This window comes from Pseudomonas migulae (genome assembly GCF_024169315.1).
Taxonomy (GTDB): domain Bacteria; phylum Pseudomonadota; class Gammaproteobacteria; order Pseudomonadales; family Pseudomonadaceae; genus Aquipseudomonas; species Aquipseudomonas migulae_B.
The window spans coordinates 4,086,274-4,107,203 of record NZ_JALJWR010000001.1; the positions used below are offsets into that span (position 1 = coordinate 4,086,274).

The 20,930-nt window shown below is 59.3% G+C and carries 19 protein-coding genes; 15 read left to right on the forward strand and 4 right to left on the reverse strand.

Annotation, left to right across the window (positions count from 1 at the left end; translation table 11 throughout):
• Window positions 1-342: 342 nt before the first annotated feature.
• The 3 genes from gabD (at window position 343) to J2Y86_RS18845 (ending at window position 4,584) form a co-directional block, all read left to right on the forward strand.
• Entirely contained in the window at window positions 343-1,785 is a 1,443-nt protein-coding gene (gene gabD, locus J2Y86_RS18835; protein WP_253434666.1) for an NADP-dependent succinate-semialdehyde dehydrogenase, read from the forward strand.
• Window positions 1,786-1,968: 183 nt separating this feature from the next.
• Window positions 1,969-3,246, forward strand: a complete 1,278-nt coding sequence (gene gabT / locus J2Y86_RS18840; protein ID WP_253434668.1) for a 4-aminobutyrate--2-oxoglutarate transaminase — start codon at window positions 1,969-1,971, stop codon at window positions 3,244-3,246.
• 123 nt (window positions 3,247-3,369) lie between these two features.
• Window positions 3,370-4,584 carry a response regulator gene (locus J2Y86_RS18845; protein WP_253434671.1) on the forward strand — a complete coding sequence of 405 codons (1,215 nt, stop codon included), beginning with the start codon at window positions 3,370-3,372 and terminating at the stop codon, window positions 4,582-4,584.
• A 135-nt stretch (window positions 4,585-4,719) separates the two neighbouring features.
• On the opposite strand, the gene J2Y86_RS18855 is transcribed toward J2Y86_RS18845, so the two are convergent.
• Together J2Y86_RS18855 and desA are read right to left on the reverse strand one after the other, a co-directional pair.
• Window positions 4,720-5,709 (reverse strand): GGDEF domain-containing protein, encoded by a 990-nt coding sequence (locus tag J2Y86_RS18855; protein ID WP_253434674.1) that lies wholly within the window; start codon window positions 5,707-5,709, stop codon window positions 4,720-4,722.
• Window positions 5,710-5,968: 259 nt separating this feature from the next.
• The gene (desA, locus tag J2Y86_RS18860; protein ID WP_253434677.1) at window positions 5,969-7,156 is read right to left on the reverse strand and encodes a delta-9 fatty acid desaturase DesA; all 1,188 of its coding nucleotides are present in this window, start codon (window positions 7,154-7,156) and stop codon (window positions 5,969-5,971) included.
• Between the two features lie 147 nt (window positions 7,157-7,303).
• Here desA and dibA point away from each other — a divergent pair, with 147 nt between their 5' ends.
• The 6 genes from dibA to J2Y86_RS18890 all read left to right on the forward strand — a co-directional run bounded on the left by dibA (window position 7,304) and on the right by J2Y86_RS18890 (window position 13,557).
• Window positions 7,304-9,223 (forward strand): phosphodiesterase DibA, encoded by a 1,920-nt coding sequence (gene dibA / locus J2Y86_RS18865; protein WP_253434681.1) that lies wholly within the window; start codon window positions 7,304-7,306, stop codon window positions 9,221-9,223.
• Window positions 9,224-9,522: 299 nt separating this feature from the next.
• Window positions 9,523-9,705, forward strand: a complete 183-nt coding sequence (gene oscA, locus J2Y86_RS18870) for a sulfur starvation response protein OscA (protein ID WP_253434684.1) — start codon at window positions 9,523-9,525, stop codon at window positions 9,703-9,705.
• Between the two features lie 70 nt (window positions 9,706-9,775).
• Window positions 9,776-10,789, forward strand: coding sequence for a sulfate ABC transporter substrate-binding protein (locus J2Y86_RS18875; RefSeq protein WP_253434687.1), 1,014 nt, complete (start codon window positions 9,776-9,778; stop codon window positions 10,787-10,789).
• A gap of 70 nt (window positions 10,790-10,859) precedes the next feature.
• Entirely contained in the window at window positions 10,860-11,678 is an 819-nt protein-coding gene (gene cysT / locus J2Y86_RS18880; RefSeq protein ID WP_253434690.1) for a sulfate ABC transporter permease subunit CysT, read from the forward strand.
• 13 nt (window positions 11,679-11,691) lie between these two features.
• Window positions 11,692-12,564, forward strand: a complete 873-nt coding sequence (cysW, locus tag J2Y86_RS18885; RefSeq protein WP_253434693.1) for a sulfate ABC transporter permease subunit CysW — start codon at window positions 11,692-11,694, stop codon at window positions 12,562-12,564.
• Between the two features lie 3 nt (window positions 12,565-12,567).
• Window positions 12,568-13,557, forward strand: a complete 990-nt coding sequence (locus J2Y86_RS18890; RefSeq protein ID WP_214380133.1) for a sulfate/molybdate ABC transporter ATP-binding protein — start codon at window positions 12,568-12,570, stop codon at window positions 13,555-13,557.
• A gap of 82 nt (window positions 13,558-13,639) precedes the next feature.
• On the opposite strand, the gene J2Y86_RS18895 is transcribed toward J2Y86_RS18890, so the two are convergent.
• Window positions 13,640-14,158: a DUF962 domain-containing protein gene (locus J2Y86_RS18895; RefSeq protein ID WP_253434696.1), complete on the reverse strand. Its 519-nt coding sequence runs from the start codon at window positions 14,156-14,158 to the stop codon at window positions 13,640-13,642.
• Between the two features lie 84 nt (window positions 14,159-14,242).
• Here J2Y86_RS18895 and J2Y86_RS18900 point away from each other — a divergent pair, with 84 nt between their 5' ends.
• On the forward strand, window positions 14,243-14,929 hold the full coding sequence (locus tag J2Y86_RS18900) for a Crp/Fnr family transcriptional regulator (protein ID WP_253434699.1): 687 nt from the start codon (window positions 14,243-14,245) through the stop codon (window positions 14,927-14,929).
• A 70-nt stretch (window positions 14,930-14,999) separates the two neighbouring features.
• Entirely contained in the window at window positions 15,000-15,365 is a 366-nt protein-coding gene (locus tag J2Y86_RS18905; protein WP_201255345.1) for a response regulator, read from the forward strand.
• 155 nt (window positions 15,366-15,520) lie between these two features.
• Here J2Y86_RS18905 and J2Y86_RS18910 read toward each other — a convergent pair whose 3' ends face one another.
• A complete protein-coding gene (locus tag J2Y86_RS18910) occupies window positions 15,521-16,525 on the reverse strand; it encodes an AraC family transcriptional regulator (RefSeq protein ID WP_253434702.1) in 1,005 nt (334 codons plus the stop codon).
• A 100-nt stretch (window positions 16,526-16,625) separates the two neighbouring features.
• On the opposite strand from J2Y86_RS18910, the gene J2Y86_RS18915 reads away from it, so the two are divergent.
• The 4 genes from J2Y86_RS18915 to J2Y86_RS18930 all read left to right on the forward strand — a co-directional run bounded on the left by J2Y86_RS18915 (window position 16,626) and on the right by J2Y86_RS18930 (window position 20,817).
• Window positions 16,626-17,699: a fatty acid desaturase gene (locus tag J2Y86_RS18915; protein ID WP_253434705.1), complete on the forward strand. Its 1,074-nt coding sequence runs from the start codon at window positions 16,626-16,628 to the stop codon at window positions 17,697-17,699.
• A gap of 499 nt (window positions 17,700-18,198) precedes the next feature.
• Window positions 18,199-18,780, forward strand: a complete 582-nt coding sequence (locus J2Y86_RS18920; protein ID WP_253434708.1) for an alpha/beta hydrolase — start codon at window positions 18,199-18,201, stop codon at window positions 18,778-18,780.
• Window positions 18,781-18,839: 59 nt separating this feature from the next.
• Window positions 18,840-19,760, forward strand: a complete 921-nt coding sequence (locus J2Y86_RS18925) for a sigma 54-interacting transcriptional regulator (RefSeq protein ID WP_253434725.1) — start codon at window positions 18,840-18,842, stop codon at window positions 19,758-19,760.
• Window positions 19,761-20,034: 274 nt separating this feature from the next.
• Window positions 20,035-20,817, forward strand: a complete 783-nt coding sequence (locus J2Y86_RS18930; RefSeq protein ID WP_253434728.1) for a MetQ/NlpA family ABC transporter substrate-binding protein — start codon at window positions 20,035-20,037, stop codon at window positions 20,815-20,817.
• The last annotated feature ends 113 nt before the right edge of the window (window positions 20,818-20,930 follow it).

Genomic DNA, 20,930 nt, shown 5'->3' on the forward strand with positions numbered 1-20,930 from the left:
CGCCATGATACTCATATGCACTGCATGCGTCCATGCCGCTGAATCGACAGCGCTTTTCCAAAGCGTAACCTGCGTTTGCTACGTTGATCAGAAAAATTCGGTAAATGCGGCGTTTTCGTTCTTTTTTTCGAACAGCCTATTGTCCTTTACCCCCTTTGATCCTAGGATTCGTTTGAGATTTCAAACGCTCTTGTCTGGGTGCTGAACCGCACGAGTTCATTCCGTGCGCTATTTATGTGCTTCAGCCCGGTGAATGATTTCCCTGACGGCAGCCTTTTGAGGCGCCTTTCTACAATCATAATTTGCTCCGCGCCTGCCGCGGTGCTGTTAAGGAAAGCCGACATGCAGCTTAAAGACACCCAGTTGTTCCGCCAGCAAGCCTTCATCGATGGCGCTTGGGTCGATGCGGACAATGGTCAGACGATCAAGGTCAACAACCCGGCAACGGGCGAAATTCTGGGCACCGTGCCGAAAATGGGCGCTGCCGAAACCCGCCGTGCGATCGAAGCCGCTGACAAGGCGTTGCCGGCCTGGCGTGCACTGACCGCCAAGGACCGTGCGAACAAGCTGCGTCGCTGGTTCGAACTGATCATCGAGAACCAGGACGACCTGGCTCGCCTGATGACCCTGGAGCAAGGCAAGCCATTGGCCGAAGCCAAGGGCGAAATCGTTTACGCCGCTTCCTTTATCGAGTGGTTCGCTGAAGAAGCCAAACGCGTCTACGGTGACGTGATTCCGGGCCACCAGCCAGACAAGCGCCTGATCGTGATCAAGCAGCCAATCGGCGTGACCGCTGCAATCACCCCGTGGAACTTCCCGGCCGCGATGATCACCCGTAAAGCCGGCCCGGCCCTGGCCGCCGGTTGCACCATGGTGCTCAAGCCTGCTTCGCAAACGCCGTTCTCGGCATTCGCCTTGGCTGAACTGGCGCAACGTGCCGGCATTCCTGCTGGCGTGTTCAGCGTGGTGTCCGGCAGCGCCGGCGACATCGGTAGCGAACTGACCAGCAACCCGATCGTGCGTAAATTGTCCTTCACTGGCTCGACCGAAATCGGTCGTCAGCTGATGGCCGAATGCGCCAAGGACATCAAGAAAGTGTCCCTGGAACTGGGCGGCAACGCGCCGTTCATCGTGTTTGACGACGCGGACCTGGATAAGGCCGTCGAAGGCGCGATCATTTCCAAGTACCGCAACAACGGCCAGACCTGCGTCTGCGCCAACCGTCTGTACATCCAGGATTCGGTCTACGACGCGTTCGCCGAGAAGCTGAAAGTGGCAGTGTCCAAGCTCAAGATCGGTAACGGTCTGGAAGAAGGCACCACCACCGGTCCGCTGATCGACGAAAAAGCCGTGGCCAAGGTTCAAGAGCACATCGCTGACGCCGTTTCCAAAGGCGCGACCGTGCTGTCCGGTGGCAAGAGCATGGAAGGCAACTTCTTCGAGCCGACCATCCTGACCAACGTGCCGAAGAACGCAGCCGTGGCCAAGGAAGAAACCTTCGGTCCATTGGCGCCGCTGTTCCGCTTCAAGGACGAAGCCGAAGTGATCGCGATGTCGAACGACACCGAGTTCGGTCTGGCCTCGTACTTCTATGCTCGCGACCTGGGCCGTGTGTTCCGTGTGGCGGAAGCCCTGGAATACGGTATGGTCGGCGTCAACACCGGGTTGATCTCCAACGAAGTCGCGCCGTTCGGCGGCATCAAGGCGTCGGGCCTGGGCCGTGAAGGCTCCAAGTACGGCATCGAAGATTACCTGGAAATCAAATACCTCTGCCTGGGCATCTAAGCTCGGCTGGGCATTGCTTCAAACGCAAAGGGCACGAGAGCGCTGACCCTTTGCGTGTTTCAAACGGAATTTTCTCTGTGACCGGGAAAGCTGTGGCAGTCGATCATCGCATGCTGCCGTAGTTGCCTCCCCGCCGCATTTTCCTTGAACCACGCCGCCCGATGAGCGGTGAATGAGGACTTTATGAGCAAGACTAACGCATCCCTGATGAAACGCCGCGAAGCCGCTGTACCACGCGGTGTTGGCCAGATTCACCCGATCTTCGCCGAGTCCGCGAAGAACGCTACCGTGACCGACGTTGAAGGTCGCGAGTTCATCGACTTCGCCGGCGGTATCGCCGTGTTGAACACCGGCCACGTGCACCCGAAAATCATCGCGGCCGTGACCGAGCAGCTGAACAAGCTGACCCACACTTGCTTCCAGGTACTGGCTTACGAGCCGTACGTAGAAGTGTGCGAAAAAATCAACGCCAAGGTGCCAGGTGATTTCGACAAGAAAACCCTGCTGGTGACCACCGGTTCCGAAGCCGTGGAAAACTCCATCAAGATCGCCCGTGCCGCCACTGGCCGTGCCGGCGTGATCGCGTTCACCGGCGCTTACCACGGTCGCACCATGATGACCTTGGGCCTGACCGGTAAAGTCGTGCCTTACTCGGCCGGCATGGGCTTGATGCCAGGCGGCATCTTCCGCGCGCTGTACCCGAACGAACTGCACGGTGTGAGCATCGACGATTCGATCGCCAGCATCGAACGCATCTTCAAGAACGACGCCGAGCCGCGTGATATCGCTGCCATCATCATCGAGCCGGTTCAGGGCGAAGGCGGTTTCTACGTCGCGCCTAAAGAGTTCATGAAGCGCCTGCGCGCTCTGTGCGACCAGCACGGCATTCTGCTGATCGCTGACGAAGTGCAGACCGGCGCTGGCCGTACCGGCACTTTCTTCGCCATGGAGCAGATGGGCGTTGCTGCCGACCTGACCACCTTCGCCAAATCCATCGCTGGCGGCTTCCCGCTGGCCGGTGTGTGCGGCAAGGCCGAATACATGGACGCTATCGCTCCAGGCGGCCTGGGCGGCACCTACGCTGGTAGCCCGATCGCTTGCGCCGCAGCCCTGGCCGTAATGGAAGTGTTTGAAGAAGAACACCTGCTGGACCGCTGCAAGGCAGTCGGCGAGCGTCTGGTCACTGGCCTCAAGGCCATCCAGGCCAAGTACCCGGTGATCGGCGAAGTCCGTGCCCTCGGCGCGATGATCGCGGTCGAGCTGTTCGTTGACGGCGACAGCCACAAGCCAAACGCCGCTGCCGTGGCATCGGTTGTGGCCAAGGCGCGCGACAAGGGCCTGATCCTGCTGTCCTGCGGCACCTACGGCAACGTTCTGCGCGTCCTGGTACCGCTGACTTCGCCGGATGAGCAACTGGACAAAGGTCTGGCGATCATCGAAGAGTGCTTCTCGGAGCTCTGATCGACTGGTGATCTGATCGACAAAAACCCGCTTCGGCGGGTTTTTTTTGTCTGCATTACACACTGCGCTGTTTCGAACGCCCCGCATTGACTAAGGTACAGGCATTGAGAGGGAGCTTGTTGCATGACCGCCGTTGATTTACCCGCCGTACCCCGAGTGCTGATTGCCGAGGCCGATCCCTGGTCGCGCGATCTGCTCAAGCAAGTGCTGCTGAATGTGCGCTGCGATGCGCGCCTGGATTTGTGCGCCGATGGCCACGACGCGCTGACGCGACTGGCGGAAAACGTTTACGACCTGGTAATCGTCGATTGGGAATTGCCCGGCGTGGATGGCTTGAATGTCTTGCGCAGCGTCCGTCAGCGCAAACGTAATCCGCCGCTGCCTTTCATCCTGATGAGTAGCCGTAACGATGGCGTCAGCGTGCGCGAAGCCTTGTCGTATGCGCCCACTGCGTACCTGACCAAGCCGTTGAACATGGAAAGCCTGACCCAGCGTCTGCAAGACCTGCTGCTGAACGCCGGAGAAGAGGTGTCTTGTGAGGTTCCAGCGCTCGCACCGGGCATGACCTTGTCGGTGTACCTGGAACGTCGTCGCGAACTGGCTGACGGCGCGCCGCTGATGACGGACGTGCAGCTTGCGGTCAAACGCAGCCTGAACCCCAACGGCCTCGATCTGACGCGGCTGGAAGATGAGATCCGTACCGATCCGCAGATTACCGCCGTCCTGATCGCCGCCGCCAACAGCGCAGCCCAGCATCATGGTGTCGCCGTACAAACCCTGTCCCAGGCGTTGCATCGACTGGGCACCGGGCAGAGCATGAACCTTATTCTGGGGCTGGCACTCAAGCGCAGTGCACGGCTCAGCGATCCGTTGTTGGCGGACTATGCCGAGCGTTATTGGGAGCTGTCGCTGCACACCGCCGAATATGCCCGGACGCTGGCGCGCCTGCTCGATCTGGATCAGGAGCGGTGCTATTGCGCCGGGATGTTGCATCGCCTGGGTGATCTGGCGTTGCTGCGCTGTTTGCAGGAATGGAAACAGGCCGGTGGTGAGCTGGATGAATGGGAGGAGGTGGGTGATGCCCTCGCCGATTTCGGCGCGGCGTATGGTTCCGCGCTGCGCACCCGCTGGCGCTTGCCTCTGGAGCTGCGAGAGCTGATTGCGGCGGTGTACCAGCTCGGTGGCGGGGTTTACTCCCGCGAGGCGTTGGTGATGAACATGGCGGCGCAGATGGCGCGTCTGACCGAGCATGAGGGCATTGAAGCGCTGGCCAAGAGCCGGACGGCGCGGTTGCTCAAGATCGGGTTGCCGGAGCTGATGCGTCTGCGCAAAAAGTAAGTCCGACACAGATCCCTGTGGGAGCGGGCTTGCTCGCGAATGTGGTGTATCAGTCGACATCAACTTTGACTGACACACCGCATTCGCGAGCAAGCCCGCTCCCACAGGGGTTTTGCGTGGCTCCTGAGGTTTTTGTCAGCTGGATATGATCCGGTTCTTGCCCTGGCGCTTCGCTTCATACATCGCCGCATCCGCCCTGGCAAACAGGCTCTCGACGCTTTCATCCTCGGCGGTCAAGCTGGTCAAACCCTGGCTGACAGTGATGCCGAACGTCTGCTGGTCATGGCTGAAGCTCAAACGCTGAATCTCCCGTTGCAGACGCTCGGCCACTTGCATGGCCATGTCTGGCGCACAGCCGGGAAACACCGCGGCGAATTCCTCGCCACCGATCCGTCCGAACACATCGCCGCGACGCAATGTCCCGCGACCGGTCTCGGCAATGTGTTGCAGCACGTTGTCGCCTTCCGGGTGACCGTAGGTGTCGTTGATTACCTTGAAGTCATCTATGTCCAGCAGCAGAAACGCCAGCGGCGCACCTTGTTGGCGTGCCAGTTCGAACTCACGATGGGCACAGTCGAAGAAATGCCGGCGATTGCTGCTCTGGGTCAGGACGTCGGTGGTGGCCAGGCGATGCAGCTCGCTTTCCATCAGCTTCTTGTCAGTGATGTCTTCGGCAATGCCGACAATGATCACCGGCTGGCCGGGTTCGGCCTGACGGTTGATGAAGCACTTGTCACTGAGCCAGCGCACTTGGCCATCGGCGGCGATGATGCGGTACTCGCGGTCTTCGACGGCGCCTTTTTCCAGCACTTCGGCGAGGCTGCGCTCGGCGTACTCCAGATCGTCGGGGTAAATGCTGTCACGCCACTGGCTGTAGTCGGACAGCAACAGGCCCGCGGAACGGCCGAAAATCCGCTCATAGGCGGGGCTCACGTAGAGCACCTGGCGGGTTTCCCAGTTGAATGCCCAAAGCACCGCGTTAACGCTTACCAGCAGAGAGCTGAACAGCTGTTCGCGCTCGCTCAGGCGTGCGACTTCGCCTTGGGCGTGCATCAATGCCATCAAGGTTTGTGCGGCCTCGGGCCACTGGGGTAGGGATGAGTCTTGGAGGTTCTTGGTGACCATCGACACAAAATCTCAAAGGGCCGCGTATTGGACAGCGGTCGCAACTAAGCCCGCCGTAGTGGCGAAGTGTCTTTGAGATAGGGGATTTGGAGCTTAGTTCCCGCCTTGGGTGGCTAGCGGGGCTGCTCCCGCCGGGCGGTACTGGCGACGCGTTTTTCAGTTGAAACGCGTCGTCAGGTTTTGCGGCTGCTGCGCAGCCGAACGGGGCGGTGCGGCGTTCCGATGAATCCCCTCGCCACAAAAAGCTCCCTTGCCACAGTCAGGCGGTGGCGGCGGGGCGCAGGGAGTAGGTCTTCAGTTGGTCGGCGAAGTCGCGCAGGGATTGAATCCCGCTGGCTTCGGCTTCGTGTACCCAATCCTTGATGGCGGCCAGCATGTCGTGACCATTTGAGCTGGTCTTGACCCAGATCTGCTGCAAGGCCAGTCGTTTCTCGTAAATTACCTTCAGCGCCTGGCTGTGCTCGAGCATGGTCTGGATGCGTACGTGGTGTTTGTCATCGAGCAGGCTGGTTTCCCGGGAGAGCAGACGTTTGGCCCGATGGAACTGGTGACGGACCGAGTGATCGACCTTTTCCAGTTCCTGTTTGACCAGCGGCGCGATCACCAATTTGCGGTATTGGGCCATGATCTGGAAGCGGTTGTTGAGGATGGCCATGGCAGTGTCCATGTCCAGGCTGCCTTTACCTTCGACCCGGTGGGCAATCGGTGCAACCCGCTGAACCTTGGCCAGACGCAGGAAGCTGAAGACCTGGATCCAGGCCCAGCCAAGGTCGAACTCCCACTTCTTCACCGACAGTTTTGCCGAATTAGGGTAGGTGTGATGGTTGTTATGCAGTTCTTCACCGCCGATCAGGATGCCCCAGGGCACCAGGTTGGTCGCCGCATCGCGGCATTCGAAGTTGCGGTAGCCGACGGCATGGCCCAGGCCATTGACCACGCCGGCGGCCCAGACCGGGATCCACATCATCTGGATGGCCCAGATGGTGATGCCGATGGTGCCGAACAGCAGCAGGTCGATGACGCCCATGATCGCCACACCCAGCAGCGGGAAACGGCTGTAGAGGTTGCGTTCGATCCAGTCTTCGGGGCAGTTCTTGCCGTAGATGCGCAGGGTCTCGGGGTTTTCCGCTTCGGCGCGGTACAGCTCGGCGCCTTTGCGCAGAACGGTGGACAAGCCCTTGATGACCGGGCTGTGCGGGTCATCGGCGGTTTCGCATTTGGCGTGATGCTTGCGGTGGATGGCGGTCCACTCGCGGGTGTTCTGCGCCGTGGTGAGCCACAGCCAGAAGCGGAAGAAATGTTTCAGGCCAGCATTGAGCTCAAGCGAGCGATGGGCTGAATAACGATGCAGATAGACCGTGACGCCGATAATCGTGACGTGGGTCATCAGCAGGGTGACTGCCACCAGTGACCAGGGCGACAAGCCGAGAAAACCTTCGTACCACATAGGCTATAGGGCCCTCGAAAAAGAAAAAAACAGCCGTTGCATTATCACTAAGCCCACAGATAAAACCAGTCGCCCTTTCAGATAAGAGTGGCTGGATGTTTCTTTAACCTATAATTCCAACTCTTTTGTAGGGACATGGACGGCCGAATGTCTGCCACCTTTCGCGACGCATTGCGTGCGGCGCTGCTTTATCTGTTGCTATCCGTAGTCTGGCTGCAGTTTAGTGGTTATTTATTGAACAGTTTCTTCGATAGCTCTGACGAGCTGCTGCGGTGGCAACTGATCAACGGTTACGTCTGGGTCGCGTTTAGTGCCGGGCTGATCTTCATCGCCAGAGCGCGATTGCTCCGGTGCCTCGGGATCGCTGCCACATTGCGTGAGCGAAATGACGACCGCGAGCGTTTGCGTCAGGCGGCTGCGGTATTTGATTGCACGCGCGAAGGTGTGCTGGTCACCGATCGCAACGGCTTGATCGTCCACGTTAACCGGGCGTTCATGGAAATCACCGGGTACTCGCTTGAGGAAGTGCTGGGCCAGCGACCGAGCCTGTTCAAGTCGGGTCATCACCCGGCGGATTTTTACCAGGCGATGTTCGCGACACTCAATAGCATCGGCGAATGGAGCGGGGAAATCTGGAATCGCCGAAAAAGCGGTGAGATCTACCCGCAATGGCAGACGATCCGCATTATTCACGACGAACTGGGCCAGCTCAGCCATTACGTTGCCGTGTTTTCCGATATCAGCGCGATCAAGAACTCCGAACATGAACTCAAGCATCTGGCTCATCACGACCCACTGACGGATTTGCCTAACCGCTTGCTGTTCACCGACCGTACCGAGCAGGCGCTGACTTCGGCGCAACTCCACAAGCGTGGCTGTGCGTTACTGATGATCGATCTGGATCATTTCAAGATGATCAACGACAGCCTCGGACACACGGTCGGCGACCAACTGCTCAAAGCCGTGGCCGAGCGTTTGCAGGCCTTGCTTGGCCCGGAGATCACGTTGGCGCGACTGGGGGGGGATGAGTTCGCAGTGCTCGCCGAAAGCTGTCCGCAGTTGATGCAGGCTGCGGCGTTGGCGCAGCGGATCATTGATGGCCTCAAAGAGCCGTTCCTGATTGGCGAGCATCAACTGTTCATCAATACCAGCATCGGTATCAGTCTGTTCCCCGGCGATGCCTTGAGCGCTGAACAGCTATTGCGTAATGCTGACTCGGCGCTGTTCAAGGCCAAAAGCGCCGGACGCGATGGCTACGCCCTTTATACCGAAGAGCTGACAGCCCATGCCCAGAACAGGGTCGAGACTGCTGTAGAGCTGCGCCGAGCGCTGGAACAGCAGGAGCTGCGCGTTTATTACCAGCCGGTTCATGACTTGAAGACCCGTCGCCTGGTCGGCGTCGAAGCGCTGGTGCGCTGGGAGCATCCGAAGCGCGGGCTCGTGTCGCCGGCAGAATTCATTCCCATCGCTGAACGGACCGGGTTGATCGCAGAAATCGATACCTGGGTGATGCGCCAGGCTTGTCAGCAAATGTGCCTGTGGCAGCAGGCAGGTGTGGCGTTGTCGTTTGTAGCGGTGAACGTCTCGTCTCGATTGTTCGCTCGTCGTGAGCTCTTTCAGCAAGTGGCGAAAGTGCTGCACGAAACCGGGCTGGATCCGGCGTATCTGGAGCTGGAAGTCACTGAGAGCGCGGTGATGGAAGACCCTGAAGTGGCGTTGGAGCAGATGCATCGACTGCGCGAGCTGGGTGTGCGACTGGCCATCGATGATTTCGGTACGGGCTATTCGTCGCTGTTGCGGCTCAAGCGTCTGCCGGTGCAGAAGCTCAAGATCGATCAGGGATTTGTCGCCGGTTTGCCGTGGGATGAGGATGACGTGGCGATCGTGCGCGTGATCATCGCCCTGGCGCAGAGCATGGGGATGCAGGTGCATGCCGAAGGCATCGAGCAGGTCGAACAGGCGAGTTTCCTTCTTGAGCAGAGTTGCGATCTGGGGCAGGGGTACTGGTTTGGGCGGCCGGTGCCGGCTGAGAAACTCGATTGGGCGAGTGCACCGGTGATTGGCTGAGGTCACCTTCTACCTTTGTGGCGAGGGGACTTGTCCCCGTTCGGCTGCGCAGCAGACGCAAAAAAATGGGGCCGCTGCGCCACCCAACGGGGACAAGTCCCCTCGCCACAAGGGATTTGTGTGGTCAGGGAAAATCATATCTCCCTGCACAACCCCTTGCCCTGCCGAATTATTTTTCTGGTTATATAAACATTCTTAAATAGTCTTTTTAAGAATATCCGCACCTATCTACTATTGGTCTCACGCCGCAAGCAGTGCCGGACACTGCCAGGCAACCTCTCAGTCGAAGGAGCAGCACCATGAGCGCATCCCTACGTAGCGTTGACGGTCAAGACGAAGCCACCATCTTGCGTGAGATCCAGAGCGCCCTGCGCGACCTGCGGTTCGGCGCCGTGGAAATCACCGTGCACAACGCTCAGGTGGTCCAGATCGAACGCAAGGAAAAATTCCGTTTGCAGACCCCGAGCAACAAACCGAGCTAAACCACCGGCAGCCCGATTCCCGCAACCATAAAAAAAATCCAACACACCCAGAATTCCAGGAGCTTTCACCATGTCGTCGATTCGTCATTTCGCTTTGGCCGCCCTGGCCAGTGCCCTTTTTGCGGGTTCCGCGGTTGCCAAGGATTACGAGCTGCTCAATGTGTCATACGACCCGACGCGTGAGCTGTATCAGGATTACAACGCTGAGTTCGTGAAGTTCTGGCAGAAAGATCACGCTGGCGACAACGTGAAGATCCAGCAATCCCACGGTGGTTCGGGCAAACAGGGCCGTGCGGTGATCGACGGTCTGCGGGCTGACGTAGTGACTCTGGCGCTGGCCGGTGACATCGACGAAATCGCCAAGCTTGGCAAGACTCTGCCGGCTGACTGGCAGAAGCGTCTGCCGGAAGCGAGCACGCCGTACACCTCGACCATCGTGTTCCTGGTGCGCAAGGGCAACCCTAAAGGCATCAAGGACTGGGGCGACCTGGTCAAGAACGACGTGTCGGTCATCACCCCGAACCCGAAAACCTCCGGCGGCGCTCGCTGGAACTTCCTCGCAGCCTGGGCCTACGGCCTGAAAGCCAACGGCGGCGACGAAGCCAAGGCCAAAGAATACGTACAAACCCTGTTCAAGCACGTGCCAGTGCTGGACACCGGTGCGCGCGGTTCGACCATCACCTTCGTCAACAACGGTCAGGGTGACGTGTTGCTGGCCTGGGAAAACGAAGCCTTCCTGGCCCTGAAAGAAGACGGTGGCGCCGACAAATTCGAAATCGTCGTACCTTCGCTGTCGATCCTCGCCGAACCGCCAGTGGCCGTGGTCGACAAGAATGCCGAGAAAAAGGGCAACGAACAGATCGCCGAAGCGTACCTCAAGCACCTGTACAGCCCGGCCGGTCAGGAAATCGCGGCGAAAAACTTCTATCGTCCACGTGACAAGGATGTCGCCGCGAAGTACGCCCAGCAGTTCCCGAAACTGGACCTGGTGACCATCGACAAGGACTTCGGCGGCTGGAAAACCGCGCAGCCGAAATTCTTCAATGACGGTGGCGTGTTCGACCAGATCTACTCGGCGCAGTAATCTGCTGTAGGTCATAAACGAGCCCTGATTTAACCGTCGGGGCTTTGCGCGTTCTCAACCAAGGACTTTTATGTCGCGTCGTATCTCCCCCGTCATACCCGGCTTCGGGCTGACGCTGGGCTACACCTTGGTGTACCTCAGCCTGATTGTGCTCATTCCACTGGCGGCGATGTTCGTGCATGCCGCTCAACTCACCTGGGATCAGTTCTGGGCGATCATCTCGGCGCCCCGCGTGCTGGCGGCGTTGAAGCTGAGCTTCGGCACGGCGTTCTATGCCGCGATCATCAACGGCATCATCGGCACGCTGCTGGCCTGGGTGCTGGTGCGCTACACCTTCCCGGGTCGCAAGATCATCGATGCGATGATCGATCTGCCCTTCGCATTGCCCACGGCCGTGGCCGGTATTGCGCTGACCGCGTTGTACACCCCGACCGGGCTGGTGGGTCAGTTCGCGGCGGACCTTGGCTTCAAGATCGCGTATACCCCCCTCGGCATCACGCTGGCGCTGACTTTTGTAACGCTTCCATTCGTAGTACGTACGGTACAGCCAGTATTGGCCGATATACCCCGTGAAGTGGAAGAGGCGGCGGCGTGCCTCGGTGCAAAACCGCTGCAGGTTTTCCGCCATATCCTGGTGCCTGCGCTGCTGCCCGCGTGGTTGACTGGTTTTGCGTTGGCCTTTGCCCGCGGGGTCGGCGAGTACGGTTCGGTGATTTTCATCGCCGGCAACATGCCGATGAAAACCGAGATCCTGCCGTTGCTGATCATGGTCAAGCTCGACCAGTACGATTACACCGGCGCTACCTCCATTGGTGTACTGATGCTGGTGGTTTCCTTCGTCCTGTTGCTGCTGATCAACTTGCTGCAACGCCGCATCGAAACCCCATAAGGAGGCGCGAACCATGTCCCAATCGTCTATTGCAGCCGCCTCTTCGGCTAACGCTGCCCGCCGTGGCAGTGCCACGTCGCGGCGAATCCTGATCGGCCTGTGCTGGCTGGTCTTCATCCTGTTTTTGGTGTTGCCGCTGTTTATCGTCGTGTCCCAGGGTCTGAAAAACGGCTTGGGTGCGTTCTTCACCGCGATCTTCGAACCGGACGCCTTGTCCGCATTGAAGCTCACGGTGATCGCCGTGCTGATCTCGGTGCCGCTCAACCTGGTATTCGGCGTCAGCGCCGCATGGTGCGTGAGCAAGTACTCGTTCCGTGGCAAGAGCATGCTGGTGACCCTGATCGACTTGCCGTTCTCGGTGTCGCCGGTCATCGCCGGTCTGGTCTATGTGCTGATGTTCGGCGCCCAGGGTTTGTTCGGCCCGTGGCTGCAGGATCACGACATTCAGATCGTCTTCGCCTTGCCGGGCATCGTGCTGGCGACGATTTTCGTCACCGTGCCGTTCGTGGCCCGTGAGCTGATTCCGCTGATGCAGGAGCAAGGCACTCAGGAAGAAGAGGCCGCGCGCCTGCTCGGTGCCAATGGCTGGCAGATGTTCTGGCACGTCACCGTTCCCAATATCAAATGGGGCCTGATCTACGGCGTGGTGCTCTGTACCGCGCGGGCGATGGGTGAGTTCGGTGCGGTGTCGGTGGTTTCCGGGCACATTCGCGGGGTGACCAACACCTTGCCGCTGCACGTCGAGATCCTCTACAACGAATACAACCACGTGGCCGCGTTCGCCGTGGCGAGCCTGTTGCTGATCCTGGCGCTCTTCATCCTGCTGGCCAAGCAGTGGAGCGAAAACCGTATTAACCGCCTGCGCGCCAGCGCCGCGGAGGAATAATTCATGTCGATCGAAGTGCGTAACGTCAGCAAGAATTTCAATGCGTTCAAGGCGCTCAATGACATCAGCCTGGACATTCAAAGCGGCGAACTCGTGGCGCTGCTTGGCCCGTCGGGTTGCGGCAAGACCACGCTGCTGCGGATCATCGCCGGTCTGGAAACTCCGGATAAGGGCAGCATCGTGTTCCACGGTGAAGACGTTTCCGGCCACGACGTGCGTGATCGCAACGTCGGTTTCGTGTTTCAGCACTACGCATTGTTCCGCCACATGACGGTGTTCGACAACGTCGCGTTCGGCCTGCGCATGAAACCGAAAAACCAGCGCCCAAGCGAAAGCCAGATCGCGGTGAAAGTCCACGAACTGCTGAACATGGTGCAACTGGACTGGTTGTCGGATCGTTACCCGGAACAACTCTCCGGTGGTCAACGTCAGCGTATCGCGCTGGCCCGTGCCCTGGCGGTGGAGCCGAAAGTCCTGCTGCTCGACGAACCCTTCGGTGCGCTCGACGCCAAGGTGCGTAAAGAACTGCGCCGCTGGCTCGCGCGCTTGCACGAAGACATCAACCTGACTTCGGTATTCGTGACCCACGACCAGGAAGAAGCGATGGAAGTCGCCGACCGCATCGTGGTGATGAACAAGGGCGTGATCGAGCAGATCGGCTCGCCGGGTGACGTCTACGAAAACCCGGCCAGCGATTTCGTTTATCACTTCCTCGGTGATTCGAACCGCCTGCATCTGGGTGAGGACAATCACGTGCTGTTCCGTCCGCACGAAGTGTCGCTGTCGCGGCATGAACTGGACGACCACCATGCGGCTGAAGTGCGGGACATTCGTCCGCTGGGCGCAACGACCCGGGTGACGTTGAAGGTCGAAGGCCAGAGCGAATTGATCGAGGCTGAAGTGGTGAAGGATCACGACAGCCTGATTGGCTTGGCGAAGGGTGAAACCTTGTTCTTCAAACCAAAGGTCTGGCAGAAAGTCGCCAACATCTAAGATCAAAAGCTTCGCGGGCAAGCCTCGCTCCTACAGGGTAATGCGTTTACCTGTAGGAGCGAGGCTTGCCCGCGAAGGCGATCTACGCAGCAGCGCGATTCGGATTTATCCGCACCCCCCCAACCCGCGCCTCGATCTGCTCTTTCAAATCCCGCCGCATCCCCAGCAAAAACGCCAGCTCAACCACCACGAACAACGGCCCGACAATCAGCCCCGTCACATCATCGACAAACGCCGGCTTGCGTCCTTCGTAGTGATGCCCGACAAACTGAATCGCCCAGCCGATCACGAACATCCCGATGCCGCTCGCCAGCCACACCAGCGTGCTTTGCTGAGCCAGCACCTGACCTGCCCAAACGCACAGACCGAGCAACACCGTCATCAACACCCCGAGGCGCAACTCCAGGCGCAGGTAGAACCAGGCCGACGCCAGCGCGACCAGCAGCGCCGGCGACAACCAGCCTGCGGCCCATTGCGGACGGGACAGCAACACCGCCACCGCCACGACAATCAGCGGAATACCGATAAAGTGGCTGGCAATATTGCGCGGGTCACGGTGGTAAGCGGCGTATTGACTGAGATGGTCAACGAGGCTTTTCATTGTTATTCCTCCTGTAGGGTGATTGATCATGCCCCGGGTTCACCTCTCGCTCTGTCAGCCAGGCGACAATCTCCAGGAGTTTTGATGGACATGCAGGTATGGCGTTCGCGCCTGACGACGGGGCAATGGTTCAGCCATTTACCTGCTCCCTTACAGAATAGTCTGCTGGCCGCGGCCAAGGTGCGGCGCCTGTCATCGGGGCAGCGGCTGTTCAAGCGCGGTGATCCGCCGTGTGGCCTGTACGCCGTGCTCGAAGGTGCGGTGCGCATCGGCGCGGTGAGCGAGCAGGGCAAGGAGGCGTTGCTGAGCCTGGTGGAGTCGCCACACTGGTTCGGTGAAATCTGCCTGTTCGACGGTCAGCCGCGCACCCACGATGCGTTCGGTCTGGGACAGTGCATCCTGTTGCACATCCCGCAAGCGGCGCTGTTGGCCATGCTGGACGAACAACCGGTTTACTGGCGGCAACTGGCATTGCTGATGAGCCAGAAACTGCGCCTGACCTTCATCAACCTCGAACAACTGAGCCTGATGCCGGCGCCGGCACGGTTGGCGCATCGCTTGCTGATGATTGCCAAGGGCTACGGCGAAATCGACCCGCCACGACGTGTGTTGCAACTGCCGCAGGAGCAGCTGGCTTCGATGTTGTCGCTGTCACGCCAAACCACCAATCAGCTGCTCAAGGAGTTGCAAGGCCAGGGGATTCTGAACCTGAAGTACGGCGAGATCGAAATTCTGGATGCCGAGCGGTTGCGGGCGTTGGCGATTTTTTGAAACACGGCGTTATTGGTGGGCTTTGTCTGCGAAGGCGCCTAGCCTGTGAAGACGACAATCGAGGTGTGCCATGCGTGTGCTGTTAGTGGAAGACGAACCGGAGACTGCCAAACTGCTGGCCAACGGCCTGAACGAGGCGAGTTACTCGGTGGATGTAGCGCTCAACGGCATGGACGGCCGCCGCTTCATCGAGTCGGGCGAATATGAATTGATCATCCTCGACGTGATGCTGCCGGGGCTCAACGGCTGGCAGTTGCAGCAACAGATCCGCAAGCTCGGCGAGACGCCGGTGCTGTTTCTCACGACCAAGGACGGCATCGAGGATCGCTTGCGCGGGTTGGAGTTGCATGAGGATGATTATCTGCTCAAGCCGTTTACGGTGAGCGAGCTGGTGGCGCGGGTGCGCAAGTTGTTGCGGAGAGATCGCGGGCGTTAGGGATTACTGCGGTGGCTGGTCTGGCCTCTTCGCGGGCAAGCCTCGCTCCTACAGGTTTTTCGATTGGCCGCGATATTGTGGTCCACATAGAACCACTGTAGGAGCGAGGCTTGCCCGCGAAGAGGCCAGACCAGGCAACCCACCTCCCAGACCTGTCACCGCAACCCATCCCGAAACTGCCCCGGCGTCATCCCCGTCCAGCGCTTGAACGCACGGCTGAAGCTGCTGGTATCCGCAAACCCCAACAAATAACTGATCTCGCTCAACGAGCATTGCGGGTCGCGCAGGTGCAGCAGGGCCAGGTTTTCGCGGCTTTCATTGAGCAGCGTATCGAACCGGCAACCCTCATCCGCCAGATGCCGTTGCAGGCTGCGCAAACTCAGGTGCAGAGCCTGGGCGATGTGCTCGGCGCTGGGCTCGCCTTCGGGCAATTGCTCCTCGATGGCGTCGCGAACCTTGCGTTCCCAGGTCAGCGGCTTGAGTTGCGCCAGCGTGCGTTTGAGCACGGTTTCGTTGTGCTCCGCCAGTTCCGGATTGGCGTCGTCCAGGTGACTGTCGAAATCCACCAGGGAAAATTCCAGCCGGTCCTCGTCAGCGGAAAAGTACACCGGTGCGCGGAAGACTTTGTGCCATTGATGTGCGTCGGCCGGTTCCGGGCGGCGCAGATAAACCGCCAGCGGCGCGTAGTCGCGGCCGAGGCGATTGCGGCAGGTGCGCACGTAAATTGCGGCGAAGGCGTCGATGGCTTCGAACGCCGGCGCCGGATTGCCTGGCGGGATTTTCAGGCGAAAGCGATAGCGATCTTCGGTGCGGCTCAATTCAAGCTCTAACGCATCGCTGACCACCTGGTGATAACGCACGATGCGCTCGAACACCTCCCGCAAACTGCCGCTGGCCACCAGGGCATAACCGAGCGCGTGAAAGGTGGTCGGGCTGACGAACCGCGAGACGCGCAAGCCGATCGCCGGATCGCCACTGACCTGCACGGCGATTTCCCACAGGCGCGTGGTGCCGGACAACGGGTAACGGGCGTTCGGGTCGTCCATCAATTGCGGGTCGAGCCCCGCCTGGTGACACAGGGCGGTGCTGTCGAGGCCCAGCGCATCGAGTTGCTTGCGCAGGGCGCGGGTCCAGCTGGCGAGGGAGGTCGGTTCAGTCATGCTGATTGGCGCTTCCGGTCAACAGGTTGGCGTCCACGGCTACCGCGTTGTGAGGGGTCACAAGGCAGGATGCGAACATCAATAACCAGAGGATGGAAGCATGGAAGGTACTTCTGCAAGTCCCCAGCGACTGAATGCAGCACAACGATCCGCGCATATTCGCGAAGTGGTGCTGGCCAGAGGGGTCGAACTGCGTAAACGCTACCCGATTCTCAACCATCAGGACGCCTTGGGCTCGGGCATTCTGGCCTTCGCCCTGGCCGGAATGATTGGCTCTGCGGCGCTCTACCTCACCGGGTATATGGCCTGGTGGGTGTGCCTGTTGCTCAATGCGTTCTTCGCCTCATTGACCCACGAGCTGGAACACGACCTGATTCATAGCATGTACTTTCGCAAGCAGCGCGTGCCGCACAACCTGATGATGGGCCTGGTGTGGCTGGCGCGGCCGAGCACGATCAACCCGTGGATTCGTCGGCATTTGCACCTCAACCACCACAAGGTCTCCGGCACGGAAACCGACATGGAAGAACGGGCGATCACCAATGGCGAGCCTTGGGGTTTTGCGCGGTTGTTGATGGTCGGCGATAACATGATGTCGGCGTTCATCCGCATGCTGCGGGCCAAGACCTGGGAGCACAAGTTCAGCATCATCAAGCGCGCATTGAAGGTCTATGCGCCACTCGCGCTGGTGCATTGGGGCGCGTGGTACGTGTTCCTCGGCTTCCACGCCGCCAACGGCGTTGCGCATCTGCTGGGGGCACCGATCGAGTGGTCGGCGAACACGCTTTCCGTGATGCAGGTGATCGACATCGCAGTGGTGGTGATCATCGGCCCGAACGTGTTGCGCACGTTTTGCCTGCACTTCGTCAGCTCGAACATGCACTATTACGGCGACATCGAGTCGGGGAACGTGATGCAGCAATGCCAGGTACTGAACGCTTGGTGGCTATGGCCGCTGCAGGCGTTTTGCTTCAACTTCGGCAGCAGCCACGGCATTCATCACTTCGTGGTGAAAGAACCGTTCTACATCCGCCAGCTGACCGTGCCGGTGGCGCACAAAGTGATGCGCGAAATGGGCGTGCGGTTCAATGACTTCGGAACGTTTGCGCGGGCCAACCGCTTTGTTCGCAAGGAAAGCATCGAGCAGCAGGAGGTGCGTGCAGCCCAGGCTTGATCGAGGCATCCGGAAACTCAAACGCTGGTCATCAAAATGACCCAAAGGGGCGCTAAGTTGTGGCTTGGAGAGTGATTGTCATATGCGATTCAGGTCTAATAAAGTAAGTAAATATTCCTTTATTAGATAAACGTTTCCGCCAATCATTGCGCCACAGATTTTGAGTTTCCGGGGCCGTCTCCTTGGCAGGGTGCGGCCCCTTTTTTATGCCTCGATAAACGCAATTCCCTTGTGGGAGCAAGCTTATGTGGCGAGGGGATTTATCCCCGTTCGGCTGCGAAGCAGTCGTGTGCGGTGTGCCTGGTAAACCGCGGTTTTCCACTTCGGGGCCGCTTCGCAGCCCAACGGGGATAAATCCACTCGACACACAGGGCTTGATCCCCCATAAGATATTTTTATATTCGATATGGGTCTTAATAAATAGCTCCTTATTCCTTAACGAATATAACTCTCCTCCCTATACTCGACCGGGAACAGACACGCAGCAGGAGAGTTCCCCATGCGCAACGAATCAATTCGCTACCTGATTGTGCCGGGCTGGCAAGGATCGCCAGAAGATCATTGGCAAAGCCACTGGCAGAACAGCCTGCCGAACAGTGCGCGGGTGGAGCAGGCCGACTGGCTGACCCCGCGTCGTGAAGACTGGGTCGCGGCGCTGGCCGAGGCGATTGCCGCCGACAGCACTCCGGTGATCCTGATTGCCCATAGCCTGGGCTGCATCACCGTCGCGCATTGGGCGGCCACTGCACCGCTGAATTTTCTGCGTCAGGTGCGCGGGGCCTTGCTGGTTGCGCCCGCAGACGTCGAGCGTCCGGCCTGCGCGCCTGCGCTGCGTAATTTTGCGCCGATCCCGACCCACCTTTTGCCGTTTCCGAGCCAGGTCGTCAGCTCCGACAACGACAGTGCCGTCAGCGCACCACGCGCCCTGGAACTGGCGCGTAACTGGGGCGCCGAGGCGGGGATTCTGTCCGGTGCCGGGCACATCAACGTGAAGTCCGGTCACCAGCGTTGGGAGCAGGGTTTTGCTTATCTGTATCGCCTGCAAAACCGCATGGAACATCACGCCCTGCGCCGCGCTTGAGCCTTTTCTTTTTTTAAAAACGGCCCCCGCCTCCCGGCGGTTTTGGCCGGGAGCCTGCCATGAGTTTTGAAGCCTTCGGTCAGCCGCTGCTGACCTTTCCCGACGCAGAAAAAAGCCCACTGAGCATCCGCGCAAAGGCGCTGGTGTTCGTTGATCCGCGCTCGCGTCAGTTGCGCGAGGAACTGGAGCAACTGGCGCCGCGTTCGATTTCCGTATTGATCCGTGGTGAAACCGGTAGCGGTAAAGAGCTGCTGGCGCGACACATCCATCGCGCCAGTGATCGCGGCGGTCTGTTCGTCTCGGTCAATTGCGGCGCGATCAGCCCGACCTACGCCGACGCCGAATTGTTCGGCTATGCGGCCGGCAGCTACAGCGGTTCGGCGAGCAGTCGCGCCGGCTGGTTCGGTTCGGCCAATGGCGGCACGCTGTACCTGGATGAGATCGGCGACCTGCCGCTGCCGATCCAGATCAAGTTGCTCGCCGCGCTGGAAAACCATGAAGTCACCCGCGTCGGCGCACCGCAACCGAGCCCGGTGGACGTGCGTCTCGTGGCGGCAACCAGCATTGACCTGGCGCAAGCCGTGGCGGCCGGTAAATTCCATGAGCGGCTTTATCACTACCTCAGCGAAGGTCAGCTCGAACTGCCGGCCTTGCGCGAAAGGGTGGGCGATATCCTGTCGCTGTCCGAATACTTCCTCGGCATCTATAGCCAGCGACTCGATTTGCCGGTGCCGCTGATCAGCGAAGCGGCTCAACAGTTGTTGGAGGCGCATAGCTGGCCTGGCAATACCCGGGAGCTGGAAAACGTCATTCACTTTGCGCTGCTGGTCAGCACCGGGGACGAGATTCTGCCGGAGCATTTGAATCTGCCGGCGCCACTGGTGCAGATCGAGCAGCAACTGAAGCAAATCCTTGGCAGCGGATCTGCCGCCGAAAAGGGCGCCCTGAAGCAACTCCTCAAAAACGCTGCGCTCCTGTAGGAGCGAAGCTTGCTCGCGAACCAGGCGACGCGGTGTGTCAAGAATGGCCCTTTCGCGGGCAAGCCTCGCTCCTACCGTGGCAAACGCAAAAATGCGGGCGATGCGCGAGTTAGAGCTGTATGAACAAAATGGAATATGAAAGTGAATAAAAGATATTGTTCGGGAATAAAAAATCCCGGTATTGTCCGCCTCACGCCAGCGATAGCACTTCACTGGCACTCGTACTAAACAAGCCGTCGTCGATGACGACCGTGATTTTCGATAAGGACACTGCATGAAAAAGGTTCTGTTGTTCACCGCATTGGCGGCTGCCCTGACTGCGGGCCTGGCCCAGGCTGGCGAGAAACTGGTAGTTGCGGCGACCCCGGTCCCACACGCCGAGATTCTGGAACTGATCAAGCCAACCCTCGCCAAAGAAGGCGTGGACCTGGAAATCAAAGTCTTCACCGACTACGTTCAGCCGAACGTGCAAGTTGACCAGAAGCGTCTGGACGCCAACTACTTCCAGACCCTGCCATACCTGAAAAACTTCAACGAAGGCAAAGGCACCAACCTGGTGACTGTGATCGGCGTCCACGTTGAACCGTTCGGTGGCTACTCGAAGAAAGTCAAAAGCCTGGCTGAGCTGAAAGACGGCGCAACCATTGCCATCCCTAACGAAGGCAGCAACAGCGGCCGTGCCCTGATCCTGCTGCAGAAGGCGGGCCTGATCGAGTTGAAAGACCCGAAAAACGCCGTGTCCACCCCGAAAGACATCGCCAAGAACCCGCACAACTTCAAGTTCAAGGAACTGGAATCGGCCATGCTGCCGCGTGTGCTGGATCAGGTTGACCTGGACATGATCAACACCAACTACGCGCTGGAAGCCGGCCTGAACCCGGCCAAAGACGCGCTGATCATCGAAGGTGCCGATTCGCCTTACGTGAACTTCCTGGTGGCTCGTCCGGACAACAAGGACAGCGTAGCCATCCAGAAACTGGCCAAGGCATTGACCAGCCCTGAAGTGAAAGCGTTCATCGAGAAGAAGTACAGCGGCGCGGTATTGCCAGCGTTCTGATTCGACGCTGCATCGAACCTCTTCAAGGTTTCAAACGCCGACGGCTAGTACAGCGTCGGCGTTTTTTATGGCGCTTGAAAATTAAAAGATTGCAGTCTTCTGTAGGAGCGAGG

Bases quoted from the DNA above. Each gene is read 5' to 3' on its own strand.
- J2Y86_RS18920 (WP_253434708.1), top strand. From the start codon at position 18,199: ATGCGCAACGAATCAATTCGCTACCTGATTGTGCCGGGCTGGCAAGGA.
- desA (WP_253434677.1), bottom strand. From the start codon at position 7,156: ATGTGGTACGAAGGTTTTCTCGGCTTGTCGCCCTGGTCACTGGTGGCA.
- J2Y86_RS18890 (WP_214380133.1), top strand. From the start codon at position 12,568: ATGTCGATCGAAGTGCGTAACGTCAGCAAGAATTTCAATGCGTTCAAG.
- J2Y86_RS18905 (WP_201255345.1), top strand. From the start codon at position 15,000: ATGCGTGTGCTGTTAGTGGAAGACGAACCGGAGACTGCCAAACTGCTG.
- oscA (WP_253434684.1), top strand. From the start codon at position 9,523: ATGAGCGCATCCCTACGTAGCGTTGACGGTCAAGACGAAGCCACCATC.
- gabT (WP_253434668.1), top strand. From the start codon at position 1,969: ATGAGCAAGACTAACGCATCCCTGATGAAACGCCGCGAAGCCGCTGTA.
- cysT (WP_253434690.1), top strand. From the start codon at position 10,860: ATGTCGCGTCGTATCTCCCCCGTCATACCCGGCTTCGGGCTGACGCTG.
- J2Y86_RS18900 (WP_253434699.1), top strand. From the start codon at position 14,243: ATGGACATGCAGGTATGGCGTTCGCGCCTGACGACGGGGCAATGGTTC.
- J2Y86_RS18875 (WP_253434687.1), top strand. From the start codon at position 9,776: ATGTCGTCGATTCGTCATTTCGCTTTGGCCGCCCTGGCCAGTGCCCTT.
- gabD (WP_253434666.1), top strand. From the start codon at position 343: ATGCAGCTTAAAGACACCCAGTTGTTCCGCCAGCAAGCCTTCATCGAT.
- cysW (WP_253434693.1), top strand. From the start codon at position 11,692: ATGTCCCAATCGTCTATTGCAGCCGCCTCTTCGGCTAACGCTGCCCGC.
- J2Y86_RS18855 (WP_253434674.1), bottom strand. From the start codon at position 5,709: ATGGTCACCAAGAACCTCCAAGACTCATCCCTACCCCAGTGGCCCGAG.
- J2Y86_RS18895 (WP_253434696.1), bottom strand. From the start codon at position 14,158: ATGAAAAGCCTCGTTGACCATCTCAGTCAATACGCCGCTTACCACCGT.
- J2Y86_RS18910 (WP_253434702.1), bottom strand. From the start codon at position 16,525: ATGACTGAACCGACCTCCCTCGCCAGCTGGACCCGCGCCCTGCGCAAG.
- dibA (WP_253434681.1), top strand. From the start codon at position 7,304: ATGTCTGCCACCTTTCGCGACGCATTGCGTGCGGCGCTGCTTTATCTG.
- J2Y86_RS18925 (WP_253434725.1), top strand. From the start codon at position 18,840: ATGAGTTTTGAAGCCTTCGGTCAGCCGCTGCTGACCTTTCCCGACGCA.
- J2Y86_RS18930 (WP_253434728.1), top strand. From the start codon at position 20,035: ATGAAAAAGGTTCTGTTGTTCACCGCATTGGCGGCTGCCCTGACTGCG.
- J2Y86_RS18915 (WP_253434705.1), top strand. From the start codon at position 16,626: ATGGAAGGTACTTCTGCAAGTCCCCAGCGACTGAATGCAGCACAACGA.
- J2Y86_RS18845 (WP_253434671.1), top strand. From the start codon at position 3,370: ATGACCGCCGTTGATTTACCCGCCGTACCCCGAGTGCTGATTGCCGAG.